At 47.3% G+C, this 14,905-nt stretch carries 18 protein-coding genes; 8 read left to right on the top strand and 10 right to left on the bottom strand.

The annotated features are described in order from the left end of the window. Positions 1-5: 5 nt before the first annotated feature. Positions 6-1,577 carry a glucose-6-phosphate isomerase gene (locus tag GA003_11085; GenBank protein ID QXD26590.1) on the bottom strand — a complete coding sequence of 524 codons (1,572 nt, stop codon included), beginning with the start codon at positions 1,575-1,577 and terminating at the stop codon, positions 6-8. 45 nt (positions 1,578-1,622) lie between these two features. Continuing rightward, positions 1,623-3,374: a dihydroxy-acid dehydratase gene (gene ilvD, locus GA003_11080; GenBank protein ID QXD26589.1), complete on the bottom strand. Its 1,752-nt coding sequence runs from the start codon at positions 3,372-3,374 to the stop codon at positions 1,623-1,625. An 81-nt stretch (positions 3,375-3,455) separates the two neighbouring features. Here ilvD and scpB point away from each other — a divergent pair, with 81 nt between their 5' ends. The 4 genes from scpB to GA003_11060 are packed head-to-tail and all read left to right on the top strand — an operon-like array spanning position 3,456 to position 6,778. After that, entirely contained in the window at positions 3,456-4,361 is a 906-nt protein-coding gene (gene scpB, locus GA003_11075; protein ID QXD26588.1) for an SMC-Scp complex subunit ScpB, read from the top strand. A 14-nt stretch (positions 4,362-4,375) separates the two neighbouring features. Further along, positions 4,376-5,458 (top strand): prephenate dehydratase, encoded by a 1,083-nt coding sequence (pheA, locus tag GA003_11070; GenBank protein QXD26587.1) that lies wholly within the window; start codon positions 4,376-4,378, stop codon positions 5,456-5,458. Next, entirely contained in the window at positions 5,428-5,742 is a 315-nt protein-coding gene (locus GA003_11065; protein QXD26586.1) for a YggU family protein, read from the top strand. Before pheA ends, GA003_11065 begins: the two co-directional genes overlap by 31 nt. After that, entirely contained in the window at positions 5,735-6,778 is a 1,044-nt protein-coding gene (locus GA003_11060) for a Gfo/Idh/MocA family oxidoreductase (protein ID QXD26585.1), read from the top strand. The genes GA003_11065 and GA003_11060 overlap by 8 nt, the downstream gene beginning before the upstream one ends. Before the next feature lie 67 nt (positions 6,779-6,845). Here GA003_11060 and GA003_11055 read toward each other — a convergent pair whose 3' ends face one another. The 3 genes from GA003_11055 to rplU form a co-directional block, all read right to left on the bottom strand. Next, complete coding sequence (locus GA003_11055; protein QXD26584.1) at positions 6,846-7,163, bottom strand: hypothetical protein; 318 nt, start codon at positions 7,161-7,163, stop codon at positions 6,846-6,848. 130 nt (positions 7,164-7,293) lie between these two features. Next, positions 7,294-7,545, bottom strand: a complete 252-nt coding sequence (rpmA, locus tag GA003_11050) for a 50S ribosomal protein L27 (GenBank protein ID QXD26583.1) — start codon at positions 7,543-7,545, stop codon at positions 7,294-7,296. Between the two features lie 2 nt (positions 7,546-7,547). Next, positions 7,548-7,865 carry a 50S ribosomal protein L21 gene (gene rplU / locus GA003_11045; GenBank protein ID QXD30414.1) on the bottom strand — a complete coding sequence of 106 codons (318 nt, stop codon included), beginning with the start codon at positions 7,863-7,865 and terminating at the stop codon, positions 7,548-7,550. Positions 7,866-7,953: 88 nt separating this feature from the next. Here rplU and GA003_11040 point away from each other — a divergent pair, with 88 nt between their 5' ends. Further along, positions 7,954-8,706 (top strand): class I SAM-dependent methyltransferase, encoded by a 753-nt coding sequence (locus tag GA003_11040; protein QXD26582.1) that lies wholly within the window; start codon positions 7,954-7,956, stop codon positions 8,704-8,706. A 70-nt stretch (positions 8,707-8,776) separates the two neighbouring features. On the opposite strand, the gene GA003_11035 is transcribed toward GA003_11040, so the two are convergent. Continuing rightward, complete coding sequence (locus tag GA003_11035) at positions 8,777-9,097, bottom strand: DUF4870 domain-containing protein (GenBank protein ID QXD30413.1); 321 nt, start codon at positions 9,095-9,097, stop codon at positions 8,777-8,779. A gap of 399 nt (positions 9,098-9,496) precedes the next feature. On the opposite strand from GA003_11035, the gene GA003_11030 reads away from it, so the two are divergent. Then, the gene (locus GA003_11030) at positions 9,497-10,036 is read left to right on the top strand and encodes a cyclic nucleotide-binding domain-containing protein (protein ID QXD26581.1); all 540 of its coding nucleotides are present in this window, start codon (positions 9,497-9,499) and stop codon (positions 10,034-10,036) included. 569 nt (positions 10,037-10,605) lie between these two features. Beyond that, a complete protein-coding gene (locus GA003_11025; protein ID QXD26580.1) occupies positions 10,606-11,193 on the top strand; it encodes a hypothetical protein in 588 nt (195 codons plus the stop codon). A gap of 57 nt (positions 11,194-11,250) precedes the next feature. On the opposite strand, the gene GA003_11020 is transcribed toward GA003_11025, so the two are convergent. Both GA003_11020 and GA003_11015 read right to left on the bottom strand, forming a co-directional pair. After that, on the bottom strand, positions 11,251-11,865 hold the full coding sequence (locus GA003_11020; protein ID QXD26579.1) for a YceI family protein: 615 nt from the start codon (positions 11,863-11,865) through the stop codon (positions 11,251-11,253). Further along, positions 11,862-12,134, bottom strand: a complete 273-nt coding sequence (locus GA003_11015; protein QXD26578.1) for a hypothetical protein — start codon at positions 12,132-12,134, stop codon at positions 11,862-11,864. Before GA003_11015 ends, GA003_11020 begins: the two co-directional genes overlap by 4 nt. 92 nt (positions 12,135-12,226) lie before the next feature. Here GA003_11015 and GA003_11010 point away from each other — a divergent pair, with 92 nt between their 5' ends. Next, positions 12,227-12,622, top strand: a complete 396-nt coding sequence (locus GA003_11010) for a VOC family protein (GenBank protein QXD26577.1) — start codon at positions 12,227-12,229, stop codon at positions 12,620-12,622. Between the two features lie 76 nt (positions 12,623-12,698). Here GA003_11010 and sucD read toward each other — a convergent pair whose 3' ends face one another. Together sucD and sucC are read right to left on the bottom strand one after the other, a co-directional pair. Next, on the bottom strand, positions 12,699-13,574 hold the full coding sequence (gene sucD, locus GA003_11005; protein ID QXD26576.1) for a succinate--CoA ligase subunit alpha: 876 nt from the start codon (positions 13,572-13,574) through the stop codon (positions 12,699-12,701). A gap of 2 nt (positions 13,575-13,576) precedes the next feature. Beyond that, positions 13,577-14,767, bottom strand: coding sequence for an ADP-forming succinate--CoA ligase subunit beta (gene sucC, locus GA003_11000; GenBank protein ID QXD26575.1), 1,191 nt, complete (start codon positions 14,765-14,767; stop codon positions 13,577-13,579). Between the last annotated feature and the right edge of the window lie 138 nt (positions 14,768-14,905).

Below are 14,905 nucleotides of genomic sequence, written 5' to 3'. Positions count from 1 at the left end.
GATAATTATGGACAGCCAAATTCTGAATCAGTGCCCGTGCCGTTTCTATCAATTCCACGACTTGGATTGGCTGCGAGGTGTTCCAGTAGCTTAAAGATCTGTTCAGTGTTGGACTGATTCCCGAGAGCCTCGGAAATGGCATCCGGAGTAAAATAGGCTCCGATGTGATCATTCAAATAATCAACAACTGAATGTTGCAGGTCTAATACCTCGGACGCGGCTTTCTTGCCTGCTTCGACACCGGGTTGATGGTAGGCATTGATATTGACCAAGGAAGCATAAAGCCCAACCGCGCGTTCATAGAGGGCAATCAGCATGCCGACGGTATGAGGTGTCACCTCGTTCACTGTAATGGTGATGGATTGTCGGCCATTGTCGTGGAGTGCCTTTCGAGTTCCCAATAAGAACCCTTTCAAGTAATCACCAGCGGTTATACCCGGCTCGACTTCAAGCTCAGGTTCATTTCGGTCTTTTAAGACTTCAATGAAGGTCACGAAGAAGTTGTGCACTCCTTCTCTGAGCTGCTGGATATAGGCGTGTTGGTCTGTGGATCCTTTGTTGCCGTATACGGCGATTCCTTGATTTACCACAGCTCCGTCCAGATCGGTTTCTTTACCGAGGGACTCCATAATCAATTGCTGCAGGTATTTTGAAAACAATTGTAGGCGATCTTTGTAAGGGAGAATGACCATATCCTTTTCACCTACACCATTAGTTGCATAGTACCACATGAGTGAAAGGAGGGCTGCAGGATTCTTTGCTGTATTGGTTTCACGTGTGCACGCGTCCATGGCTTTTGCACCAGCCAAGAGAGAATCAATGTCCAAGCCTTGCAGCGCTGCTGGAATCAATCCGACGGCAGCCAGCTCACTGGTTCTGCCACCCACCCAATCCCACATGGGGAATCGTTGGATCCAATTTTCTTCTGTGGCTACTTTATCGAGCTTAGACTCAGCACCTGTAATGGCTATGGCATGTTTGGAAAAATCCAATTCTGCTTCCCGGTAAGCCCGTTGGGCCTCAAGCATGCCGTTTCTCGTTTCTGGAGTGCCACCTGATTTGGAAATCACGACGCAGAGGGTTTGTCCTAGCTCAGTTCCAAGATTGGCTAAGGTACGATCTATGCCATCCGGATCCGTATTGTCGAAAAAGAAGAGGGCTAATTGGTCTCCATCGGGATCGCCCAATGCCTCAGCCACAAATTGAGGTCCAAGGGCAGAACCGCCAATGCCAATGACAAGGCAATTTTGAAATGCCCCGGTTTGACCTTCGATGGTCCCATCGTGAACTTTTCCTGCAAAGAATTTGATACTCTCCAAGGTAGAACTGATTTCTTCGGAGATGTCCTCAAAAGGAGCCAGTTCTGGTGCCCGGAGCCAATAGTGGCCGACCATACGGTCTTCGTCTGGATTGGCGATGGAGCCTTTTTCCAATGCATCCATGTCGGCATAGGCCTTTTGAATGCGCGACTCCATGGATTCAAAGAAGTCGTCTGAAAAGTCCATACGACTGATATCCAGCGCCAGGCCGAGATCCGTATTGTGATAGTAATGCTGCTTAAAACGTGACCAACTCATGGTGCGCGTAGGTTCGATGGTTTAATTTGTGGAAAGAGCGGCGAGTTACAGATCCTTATCTGTAACCGCTCCAAAGGACGCAGAAGTCACGGTTTTGGCATATTTTGCCAGAATGCCACGCTTCTCCGGGCAACCGGAGGGTTGGTAGTTTTCCATGCGGGATTCGTAATCATCATCCGAGATGAGCAACTGTATCGTGTTTTTCTTGGCATCGATTTCGATTTCGTCGCCATCTTTCACAATGCCAATGGGCCCGCCTAGTGCGGCTTCAGGTGTTATGTGTCCCACATCAAATCCGTGGCTGCCACCAGAGAATCGACCATCAGTTATCAATGCGACATCCATTATGAGTCCTCTACCAGCTACGGCCGAAGTGGGGGAAAGCATCTCGCGCATGCCAGGTCCTCCAACCGGGCCCTCGTTGCGGATAACGACGATGTTTCCTTTGACAACGTCACCACGAAGAATGCCTTGCAGGGCATCTTCTTCGCCTTCGTAAACTTTGGCAGTTCCTTTAAAATGGAGCCCTTCCTTGCCTGTGATTTTACCGACAGCCCCGGTGGGTGCCAGATTACCTTTTAGAATGCGCAAGTGAGTTTCTGTTTTTATGGGGTTATCCCATTCACGAACGATATCCTGTCCTTCTGCGTAAGGCTCAACATCCTTTAGCGATTCAGCCATAGTTAGTCCGGAAACAGTCATGCAATCCCCATGCAAAAGGCCGCGATCCAAGAGCATTTTCATGAGCGGACGAATGCCACCAATCTTAATGAGCTCGGACATCGTATAACGTCCAAAAGGTTTCACATCGCAGAGTAAGGGAACCCCTTCACCGATTTTTGCGAAGTCATCGATGGATAAATCGATTTCTGCTGAGTGGGCGATTGCTAGAAGGTGGAGAACCAAATTGGTTGAACCACCGAGCGCTGTGCAAGTGATGATAGCATTCTCAAAAGACTTCCGCGTTAGAATGTCTCGAGGTTTGACCCCTTTATTAACCAGATTTACCACGGCAACTCCGGCATCGTAACAATCCATTTTTTTGGCGTCGGATATAGCTGCCTGAGCAGAACTGTTTGGTAAACTCATACCCAGAGCTTCAATGGCAGATGCCATGGTATTGGCCGTATACATGCCACCGCAGGATCCGGGACCAGGAATTGCATTACATTCAATCTGCTTTAATTCGGCATCATCGATTTCTTTGCGGGCATGTTTTCCTACTGCTTCGAAAATGCTGACGATGTCGATCGGCTCCTCTTTATGGAAACCCGGCATAATAGTACCGCCGTAAACAAAGACTGCAGGTCGGTTGATACGTGCAATAGCCATCATGCAAGCCGGCATATTCTTATCACAGCCTCCAATAGCGACAAAGCCATCCATGCCTTCAGCGCAAACCACGGTTTCGATGGAGTCGGCAATGACCTCTCTAGATACGAGAGAGTAACGCATGCCCTTCGTTCCCATGGAAATACCGTCAGATACAGTGATAGTATTAAACTCCACTCCTTTTCCGCCCGCATCGTTCGAACCTCGCAGTGCTTCTTTGGCGAGATCGTTAATGTGCATGTTGCACGGAGTGACCATACTCCAGGTGGAAGCGATGCCTACTTGAGGTTTCTTGAAATCTTCATCTCCGAAACCTACTGCCCGTAGCATGGAGCGATTTGGAGCGCGGTGATCCCCATCTACTACTTGAGAGGAAAAAGGGCGACTTGTGTTATCTGAACTGGACTGATTCAAAGCTAGTACTAAGTTAAGGTTCGAAATGCTTTTGACCTGCGATTCTGGCATCGCTAGGAATCAGTACTTTTCCACAAATTATTATTAAACTACAACCTAAAAGGCGAAACTGATCTGCTGTTTGCAAGCATTATGACTGAAGTCGTAACCCAGTTCAATCTAGGCAACGTTTTAGATGCGCTGCTCTTTTCTACCTCCGAGCCGCTGAGCATCAAAGATATCCAAGCGGTGATCTCTCGATTTCACGATCAGGCAGAGAAAATCCGAGGCAAGGTACCTGAAGGAGGGGACTCAACATTGGAGAGTCATCTGCCATTTCCGTTAGAGTTAATCGATGATGTTCCGGCATTGATCACGAGCACTCAAATTCGGGAGGCGATTGACCAGCTGAATCAGCAATTATCTGACCGGGAAGGGGTCTATAAAATTCAGGAGACAAATCAAGGGTTTCGGCTGGTTGTAAAATCGGATCACGGATTTTGGGTACGCCTTTTGCGTGAAGACCCGAAACCAATGCGGCTAAGCCAACCTGCGATGGAAACCTTATCCATCATCGCCTACCGCCAACCGGTAGTGCGCTCAGAAATGGAATCGATCCGTGGGGTGTCTGTGGACAGCTCTTTGCAGAAGCTGGTTGAGTATGAGTTGGTCTACGTGGTTGGCCGTGCCGAGTTACCTGGCAGACCCGTTCAGTATGGGACGACGGATAAGTTCCTGGAATTTGTAGGTGTAACAAGCCTGGATGAGCTACCCAGTACGGACGTCCTTTCTACTCAGCAGTTGGATGCCTGGATAAATCAAGCGGAAGAACCTGAACATCTTGGAGATGCGGATGTAGGTCTGCCATCCAATGATGAAGATAATGTTGAAAACCAGGAAGCCCATTTGACCACCGACGAAGATCAGGAAGAGCTTGATTTGAATTCTCCTGATGATCCCATCTACGAATTCGAATCGAACACACCTGAAGCATCTGCACTTGAAGAAGATCCTCCTGAAGAATCTGACGACGAAGAAACAAAACCGGCAGAACGCTAAGACGCCTAAACACTATGAGTCTTGAAGAACACAGAAAGCGTATTGATGAGTTGGATCAGCAGATCATCAAGTTGATCAACGAACGTACTGGTGAAGCGGTAAAGATAGGCAAAGAGAAGGCTGCCTCTGGAAAAGCAGTCTTCGATGCCAAGCGCGAGGCTCAGGTATTCGAAAAGGTGGTCTCCTTAAATGAAGGTCCGATTGGTAATGCCGCTTTGAGAGGGATTTACCGAGAGATCATGTCGGGAAATTATGCGCTTCAACAATCTGTTCGTATCGCATATCTCGGTCCGAAAGCCACTTTCACGCACCAGGCTGCGGTTAAGCAGTTTGGCAACAGCATGGAGTATCGACCCATGACGACGATCAATGACGTATTTGCTGAGGTCGATAAGGGGGAAGCTGATTATGGCGTGATTCCCATTGAGAACTCAGCGGAAGGCGTTGTGTTTCATTCACTCCATTCATTCGACATTCTGGTTGGATCAGATCTGAAGATAGTCGCACAGACGTTTCTCCCCATAACGCACCATCTGATTTCGAATTCGAAATTGGAGGATATCAAAAAAGTTTACTCCAAAGACCAGGCCATCGCTCAGTGCCGTGGCTGGTTGCGTCGCCATGTTCCTCATGCTGAGACCATGGATGTTTCGTCTACCTCAGAAGCAGTTGCCATTGCTGCTGAAGAAGAAGGAGCTGCTGCAATCGCAAGTGAATTAGCTGCTCAAGAGCACGGAGTGCCTATTGTGGGTGAAGGGATTCAGGACATGAACAATAATGAGACGCGCTTCTTGGTTATTGGTCGCGAGAGTGCTTGCCCTGGACCGGTGGGCGACGGGAAGGATAAAACGAGTCTTGTTCTTTCAATTCCGGACAAGGCAGGGAATTTGCAGCGTTGTTTGGAGCCATTTAGCCGGCGGAACATAAACCTGGTAAAAATCGAGTCGCGTCCGTCGCGAGTGAAGGCGTGGGAGTATTGGTTTTTTGTAGATGTCTTGGGGCATATTGAAGACGAACCCATTCAGCAGGTCATTGCAGAGTTGGAAAAGGTTTGTCCTGTCGTCAAATGGTTGGGGAGTTATCCCAACGAAGTATGACGCGACCGAGCGTTTCGCTGAGTATCAAGGTGGTTCCTAACGCTTCGCGGACCGAAATAACGGGTTGGTTGGGAGACGATTTAAAAGTTCGTGTTCAAGCTCCTCCGGAAGACGGAAAGGCAAATGCGATGCTTTTGAAGCATCTCGCGAAACAATTAAAGTGTCCCCGTAAGCAAATTTTTCTGGAATCCGGAGAGTTTTCGCCTCAGAAACGCATACGAATAGAGGGCTTAGATCGAGCCCACATATTATCAACCCTAGGTATCTCAGATCATCATGGCTAATTCATCCTTACGCATTGGTATTATTGGAGCCGGTGGAAATACGCGGCTTCGTCACATTCCCGGATTTCAAGCAATCGACAACGTGGATGTTGTCTCTGTTTGCAACCGAAGTGAGGCCTCGGGCAAGCAAGTGGCAGACGAATTTGGGATTCCCAAAGTTCTCACCGACTGGCGAGAAATAATTGATGATCCTGAGATCGATGCTGTTATGATTGGCACCTGGCCCAATATGCACATGGAGGCGACCGTGGCAGCTCTACAAGCAGGGAAACATGTACTCACTGAAGCTCGCATGGCGCGGAACCTGGAAGAGGCAGAAAGTATGCTGGCCGTCTCGAAGGATTATCCTGAATTAGTAGCTCAGGTGGTACCCTCTCCCTTTACCTTGGCTTTCGACAAGACCATTACACGGATGATCGAGGATGGCGACCTCGGTTTGCTGTATGAGGTATTCGTGGAATTTAGCAATGGTACGCTGGCTGATCCGCGTGCTGCATTTAGTTGGCGGCTTGATCACGAGTTAAGTGGAGTAAATACGCTTTTTTCGGGAATCATGCACGAGGCTGTTCTCCGTTGGGTGCAAACGGATCCTGAGTGGGTAATTGCCGATGGCTTGATTAGCACCATGGCTCGTAAGGACCCTGGCACGGATCAGCTTAAGACGGTTCTGATCCCTGACAATATTTCGGTCATGGCACGCTACCCTCAGGGGTTCAAGGCCACTTACCTGTTTTCTGCGATCAGTTCGAGCGTACAGCGTAGTGAAGTTCGTATTGCTGGTACGGCCGGAGCATTACATTTGGATTTATCCTCTAATAAGCTCTTCTTCTCAGCTACTGACAGCAACCAGTATGACGAAGTGGAAATTAAGGATGAGGATCGGGATGACTGGAAAGTGGAGCAGGATTTTGTCGATTCCATCAGGGATGGGAAACCCGTTACTCTGACCGACTTTGAGACAGGACTCCGCTATATGAAATTCAGCCAAGCTGCCTGGGATTCTTGGACAGATGGATCGAAGAAGGTCTGGCTTTAATTCGATTACTGAATTTCAGTCCGCTCGCAATGGGAGCCCTATTGCTGAAACCTGTCCTCAGGCTGTCCTACCTGTAGCCGAACCAGTAGAAGAGAAATATCACAAATCCTAGGAAACCCAAAACGCCACCGAAGAATAAGACAAGCCCGAGTCTTGGGTCCATTTCATGTCGAGCAGCCGCATTTCCATATTGAGAAATGAGTTGGTCAGAAATCTCTTCAATGTTTGTAGTTTCAGAATCTTCCTTCTCGTATGCAGCAACGGGAGTTGGGTCGCTCTTGTTCGATTGTGGCTCCGGGTGAGCAGTAGGAAAGGGTGCAATGGAAGCAGGATTCTTTGAATCGTTGGGCTTTTCAGATTCCCAGCTCACTCCCGTTTCAGCCACGATTTCAGCATCCAATCAACGAAGATGTTCTTCGATTAATTGTTTCTGCCGTTTAAGGTTGGTAAGACGTTGTGACATAAAAAACCCGTGAACGCTGTCACGGGTTTTTGAAAGTGTCAGGACTGAAGGCTTAGGCAGCCTCAGTTATTATACTTATTTTACGATGCGCTTTATCGAACTTCACTTTTCCTTCTTTCAAAGCAAAGAGTGTGAAGTCTTTGCCCATTCCGATGTTACGGCCTGGGTGATATTTAGTTCCGCGTTGGCGCATGATGATGTTTCCAGCAAGCACGTGTTCACCATCGTACTTTTTGACCCCAAGCATCTTGGGGTTGCTGTCGCGTCCGTTTCTGGAAGTTCCTTGTCCTTTTTTGTGTGCCATGATTAAGCAGTTTTAATGGATTCGATCTGGATGACAGAAAGTTCTTGGCGGTGGCCACGTTTCTTTTCGAAACCCTTACGGCGTTTCTTTTTGTAAACGGTGACTTTTTTGCCGCGCTTGTTTTCAAGCACCTTAGCCGATACGGAAGCTCCGTCTACGAGAGGGGCGCCGAAAACGGCGTTTTCGCCTTCGCCTACGGCCAAAACTTCATTGATTTCGACATCGGAGCCGGCTTCAGTATCGCGATACTGGTTCACAGTGAGGATGTCTCCTTCAGTAACAGTGAACTGTCTGCCTTGTGTGCGTATGGTTGCCTTCATTTTGAAAAAACGCATAAGAGTCCACTTCCTCCTGAAAAAATCAAGTGTTTTTCGAGGAAAATTAAAATCTATCGTCTAACACTAATCCATGGCCAAAAACCCCGTCGAATCTATTGCTAGAAGCTACTTTGAAAGCAAACAGGTGGTTGATCATTATTTTATGGAAAGTCATCGGGTGGGGCTTTGGCAATCTGAGAGCAGACTCTTTCAGTCTAGCTTCGGAAAAAATGACCAGATTCTTGATCTTGGATGTGGAACAGGCCTGATTGCTTTTGGTTTAGAAAACCTCGGATTTACTTCTGTGTCCGGAGCCGATTATTCCTCAGGAATGGTCGCAGGTGCGAAACAGATTGGGGATAGTCTCGGATCGAAACTCTCGTTTATAGAGGCAGATGCCCGCTGTCTACCGTGGCAAGCTGGTGAATTCGATGGAGTGATTTTCGGATTCAATGGCTTTTTTATGATTCCTGGGCACGAAGAACGTCTGAAAGCTTTGCAAGAGATTCATCGAGTTTTGAAGCCCGGTGGACACTTCTTGTTTACGGGCCATGATCGAGAGTTGAGCAACCAACGAGATCATTGGCTGGGTAAGGAGGTCGAGCTCCCAGCGGCTGGAGGGCACAGTGGAGATACAGAATTTGGTGACGTTGTATCCAAGACAGAGCTGGGAACTATGTATATTCATTCCACTTCGACGGAAATCGTTGAGCGCATGCTGCTGGAGCACGGATTTGAAAAAGTAGATACCTGGCTTCGGTCTGAGTTGGGTAATGAATCTGCGTTGGTTCGAAACTTTTCTGATGAATGCCGTTTTTGGGCGGCATCAAAGATGACCCACTGACACTTTCCAATCGTACAACAAATGAGCGCACTATCTGCGCGCTCATTCTAAAGTTGATTGACGAATCGAGTTATTTGATAAGGCGGATTGTAAGCGGATATTGCCACACTTCACCTTTGCTGGCTTTAACCGTCCCAAAGATGGTGAGAATGAGCCACCCTAAGGCGATTAATGGAAGTAAGAATATTCCAATGGCTGCAAAAATAAGAAGCCCTGCAACGATTGAGTATATGGCTACTGAAATTTGAAAGTTGAGAGATTCCTTTCCCTGTTGATCTACATAGGGATCACTGTCTTTTTTGATGAGCCAAATAACCAGAGGACCAACGATTGCTCCAGCGCCTGCTGTAAGAAATGCTGTGAGAGCTAATAAATGACAGAGCATTCCCATGTTCAGGGAATCTTTGCTTAGCCCAGAACCGCTCGACTCCACAGTTTCAGTGGGTGGAGGTGAACTCGCTTCAGCTTGAGGGTTTTCTGTTTCAGTTGAGTCTTCTGGTTCTTGGTCAGTATTCATATGAGTATTTTAGTAGTATGAATTAGAACAAACGAAAAGTCTCGTACAATTTTTGCAGTAAAAGTCACCTAGCCTATACTTTCTTTACTCTACTGCTATGAGGGATTCCCCCAGGCGACCTCTAGGATAAAGAATGGGGTTCTTCAAATAGTCTGAAAAAAGGGGTATTTTTACGGCGATTGAGAGATGTTTGTCTGGAGTTGCTCAGTGCCCCACCTATGATTTCGAAACCCTAAAGAATGAGTACATGCTCTTTTCTTATTCCAGAAAACGATGGCAAAATCTCCCTCTAATGACGTCCAAAGTGATCCTAAGGTAAAGACAGAAAACAAGCTGTCGGACCTTAGGAAGCTTCCTGCATTCAAAGGAATCACGGTAGATGCTATGAATAAGCTGCTGGAGACAGCTTCCAAACGCTTGGTTTCTGGAGGTGATTATGTATTTCGGGAGAATGAACCGGCCTCCAGTCTGGTCATTTTTAGTGAAGGACTGGCTGTTGAGTTTAAGCGGGCAGGGGAAGTCGATTGTCTGCTGACTTATTACGCGGCTCCGGCTGTTTTGGGTGAATCGAGTTTTTTGGAAAGCAGCTGTAGAAGTAGATCGCTATACGCAAATGAAGATTGTTGGGTAACGGAGATTGATAATCATCATCTTCAAGCTCTCATGGAATTATCTCCTGAACAATATGAAGTGCTATTTGCGAACTTGGGCAAAGAACTTGGGCGCAAATTATCGACGATGAATGAGAAGCTCAACCAGGCTGAAGAATCCTTTTTGATTCGAGAGTCATCGCTTAATTGGGACCAGTATTAGTTCACTGAGTAGGCTGTCGAATACTCGTTGATGGGTTGCTAAATGAATAGGTTTAGATTGCTTCGATGAGTCGGTCATTTACGCTACTTGCTATTCTAATCTTACCTCTATCTGCGGTATACTTTGGTTCGGGAGACGTTGCTTTCCTTATAGCATTTCCTCCTGAATTTGAACGAATTGAGCATTTGCCGTTTCGTCCGACTCTAACCCTTTTAGCTTTGGGATCTTGTTTCCTAGTTCCCGTTTTGTGGGTTTTGTTGAAGAGGAAAGATCGTATTTATCGGCACAACTTATTGGTGCAGCGCAGACATTTCCCAAAGTGGGGCTATCTTGGATATAGTCTGTTAGGGGTCTCTTGGTTGATTGCTTGGACTAGGCTACCGCTGTTTTCAGCTGTTCAAATATACACTTTTACTCCGCTTTGGCTTGGATTCATTGTAGTTGTGAATGCGCATGTGCATCAGCGATCCAATAAAGCTCCTCTTTACAAGTCTCCCGGCAAGTTCGCTGCTCTGTTTTTATTAAGTGCACTGTTTTGGTGGGGATTCGAATATCTTAATCGATTTACAGTGAATTGGATTTACGTCGGAGCGGAAGGGCTTTCGGCATATCACTATTATATTCACGGTAGTCTTTGCTTCTCAACCGTCCTGCCAGCGGTGTACTCCGTATTCTTGTGGCTTCATAGTTACAACCACCTGCATCGCACCTTCTACATTAGTCCACGGTTTGGGTTTCTCAAGAATCGTGGTGTAGGGCTGGTCTCCTTGATTCTTGGGCTGTTAGGAATGCTCGGCGTTGGTTGGATACCTCAATTCAGCTATCCTTTTTTATGGTTTGGACCTCTTCTTATATGTGGAGGGCTTCAACTGTTGATAGGACAAAATGCTGGTATTTATTCTTGGGCACGCGGTGATTGGCGGTGGGTCGCATTTTGGGCCTTGGCTGGATTGATCTGTGGTTTCTTTTGGGAGCTTTGGAATTTCTATAGCCAATTGAAATGGGAATATCAGTTATCCTTCTTTAATGGCTGGCCTGTGTTTGAAATGCCCATTCTCGGGTATCTAGGATATCTGCCATTTGGAATCTTTTGTGGACTCGTAACCAAATGGCTTTTCAAAAACCGGGCCCAAATTGAATTTTCTCCAAATAATTAAGCGTCTTGCTTATTCGGAGACTTATCTGAGGCGCCTGACCCTTTGCTCTAGAGCACTTCAGTAGGGTGCTTGTCCAGCAATGCTCAGTGAAACTTCGATTTCGTCTGAGACCCGGTCTATGAGCTGGCCAGAATTAATTCCATAATCAGAACGGTTAATGGAAAATTTTGTGCGAATGACTAGTATATCTCCATTCGGGCCACGGGGTCCCATACGGGCTTTGAGTTTTCCTTTTAAATAGGTAAGTATCGCCTTAGCCGAAACGGGACGGGTAACCCCCTTGACTGTAAGTTCCCCATTCACATCAGCGGTGGTTATGTTTCCGGTCGTATCTATGTTCCTCAGCGATCCGACCGTGAATAAGATGTCTGGGTGTTTGGCTACATCCATCCAGGTGGGGCCATGCAAGTGTTCCCGCATTCTTGGGTTAGCGACGTAGAGAGAGTTGGTATCGATTTGCAACGTGCCGGTGGTATTACCGGGATGTTGGGGATCGTATTGTATGAGACCGGACACGCCTTTCGCATTCCCGCTTGTCGATTCAAGCAACGCATCCAAGTGGAAATTGATAGTGTTGACCCCTTTGGGATCCGCAAAATCGAAGGTAATAGAATCTGCTGAAAGTTGTGTGGCAGCTCCTACAAGAGGCAAAATCAAGAGAAGTAGCTTCATGGTCGTGTAACTGAGTTAGACATCAAAGGCTTTGGGAATAGAAACGAAACGAGATAAAAAGATCCTCCTAAAATGACTCCTCCCAGCAGAAAATCAATACCTGGTAGAAACTTGTCGTGACGTTCCGAATACTCGATTTCTGTGACGGGATCCAGTTTGGGGATTTCCTCAGAAATGACATAGAATCCTTTTCTGGCTCCACCGAGTAGCCAAACCAGCGCTCCGGCAAGGGTAAGGTAAAGGGCGATTTTTTGAATGGCTGGTCTCATAGGTCTTATCTGGGGAATAGTTTGACTATCCCTTATGCTGGGTCAACGAGTTTGCCCTTGGCGCAGTTACAGAAATTGGTAATGAAAGAACTATGACAAAATTCATGCATACTCGAATCCGTGTCAGTGACCTGGATGCCACGATTAATTGGTACTGTGACAATCTAGGATTTGTTTGCACTCGCCGGACTGACAAGTCTCCAGCTGGAAATGAATTAGCCTTTCTCGAATTAGAAGGGAATGAGCATTTTTTGGAGCTTTGCTACTCACCGGATTATTACGTTAAAGTCCCGGAAGATTTGATGCATACGTGCATTGGAGTAGAGGACATCATCAGCTTCTGTGATGACCTGGAAAAGAAAGGACTCGATGTTTGGCCCGGTGATTGGCGGGAGAAGTTCCCCGCAGGTCACAAGATGGCTTTCCTTACGGATCCAGATGGCTACGAGGTTGAGATTCTTGAACGCAAGAATTTGCCCGACGTATAGAACCAGTTCCATTCCTTTAAAGAAAAACGGCTACCTTTATGGTTAGCCGTTTTTTTATTCAAGAATTCTATCAGACTTAAGGTTGGTAGATCCTAAGTAGGGCGTCTGCCATCTCCGAAGGAGTATCTGCCACTTCTATACCTGCAGCTTTCAATGCCGAGATCTTACCTTCAGCCGTTCCGCTGTTTCCGGAAACAATTGCACCGGCATGCCCCATACGGCGACCCGGAGGAGCTGTGGTGCCTGCGATAAATGCTGCAACCGGTTTTTTCACGTTGTCTTTGATATAGGCAGCAGCTTCTTCCTCAGCTGATCCGCCGATTTCTCCAATCATAATGATCGCATCGGTGTCAGGATCTTCGTTGAAGAGCTGTATGGCATCGAGATGGCTGGTTCCATTGATGGGGTCGCCGCCAATACCAATACAGGTAGATTGACCATGACCGCGCACGGTGAGCTGCCATACGGCTTCGTATGTCAGTGTGCCGGAGCGTGAAAGAACGCCGACGCGACCTGGTTTATGTATATACCCTGGCATGATGCCGATGCGGCATTCGTCAGGTGTAATAATACCTGGGCAGTTGGGGCCTATCAAACGGCAGTTACTGTCTTTAAGAGCAGCTTTTACTTGCGCCATGTCGCGAACAGGCACTCCTTCTGTGATAGCTACAATTAACGGAACCTCTGCATCAATGGCCTCCAAAATGGAATCAGCTGCAAATGGGGGAGGAACGAAAATGGCGGTCGCATTGACGCCTTCATTTTCGACTGCCTCTTTAACCGTGTTAAAGACAGGTACTTTATCTTCCCAGATAAGTCCACCTTTGCCTGGAGTCACTCCAGCGGCGACGGTGGTACCGTACTCGATCGAGAGACCTGCGTGAAAACCACCGAATCTTCCGGTGATACCTTGTACTAATAAACGTGTATTTTTATCAACGAGAACACTCATGTTTAGGCCTCTTTTTCTAAATTGACGATTTTCTCAGCTGCATCTGAAAGTGAGTCTGCTGAGGTAAGCGCCAGTCCGCTTTCATCAAGCAACTTTTTACCCAATTCTACGTTAGTGCCTTCCAGTCGAACGACCAAAGGAACCGTGATTTCAACATTCTTGGCTGCTTCGATGATTCCTTCTGCGATGGTATCGCATTTCATGATGCCACCAAAGATATTCACGAGAATGCCTTCTACATTTGGATCGCTTAAGATGATTTTAAAGGCAGCAGTCACTTGCTCTACTTGAGCCCCTCCACCTACGTCGAGGAAGTTGGCTGGATCACCTCCAAAGTGTTTGATGATGTCCATGGTGGACATGGCCAGACCGGCTCCGTTCACGAGGCAGGCAATGTTTCCGTCCAGAGCGATGTAGCTTAGTCCGAATTTGGAAGCCTCGATCTCCTTCTCATCTTCTTCATTCATGTCGCGGAGTTCCACGATGTCCGGATGGCGGAAGAGGGCGTTATCGTCGAATCCCACTTTGGCATCCAGTGCGATTACGTTTCCTTCTTCTGTTAGAATGAGTGGGTTGACTTCCACCATAGAAGCATCCTTTTCCCAAAAGAATTTGTAGAGACCATCGAGTGCCTTGACCATGTCTTTGAAGGGCTGGCCCGAAAACCCGAGTCCAAACGCGACTTCACGCATATGGTATGGCTGAAGGCCAATCGCAGGATCCACAAATACTTTGGTGATCTTTTCAGGTGTCGATTCAGCAACTTGCTCAATATCTACGCCCCCTTCTGTAGAGGCAATGATGACTGGCATGGATGTCTCTCTGTCCATCAGGATTGCCAGGTAGTATTCGTGCTCGATCGTTGCGGCTTCAGTGAAGTATATCGTTTGAACCTTGCGGCCGACCGGTCCGGTTTGGTGAGTCACCAATGTGTTCCCCAACATTTTTCCAGCCAGTTCTTTGGCTTCTGCCCGGTTTGGAGCCAACTTGACGCCTCCCTGGAAGCCATCGGTAAATGTTCCTTTGCCACGTCCTCCGGCGTGAATTTGGGATTTGACGACGACCATTTCATTTTCAGGAAAATGGCTGAGTGCATCGTCGAAATCGCCTTCAGATTGTACGGCCACGCCTTTCGAGACGGGAACGCCATAGGCGGCAAATAGTTCTTTTGCCTGGTATTCGTGGATATTCATTAATGGATTCTCTTTGAGAGCGAAGGAAGCAACTAAACGAGTCCATTTCTTAAAAGCAAGTGCTTATGAAACTCTCTTTCCCAATTACTTATCCACTCTGTTTTCGGTTATTTCCCTGCGCCGGGTTTATGGAAAATT

It is taken from the genome of Opitutia bacterium ISCC 52, assembly GCA_014529675.2.
In the GTDB taxonomy this organism is placed as follows: Bacteria; Verrucomicrobiota; Verrucomicrobiia; order Opitutales; family UBA2995; genus UBA2995.
This window is presented reverse-complemented; position numbering and strand designations above follow the sequence as displayed.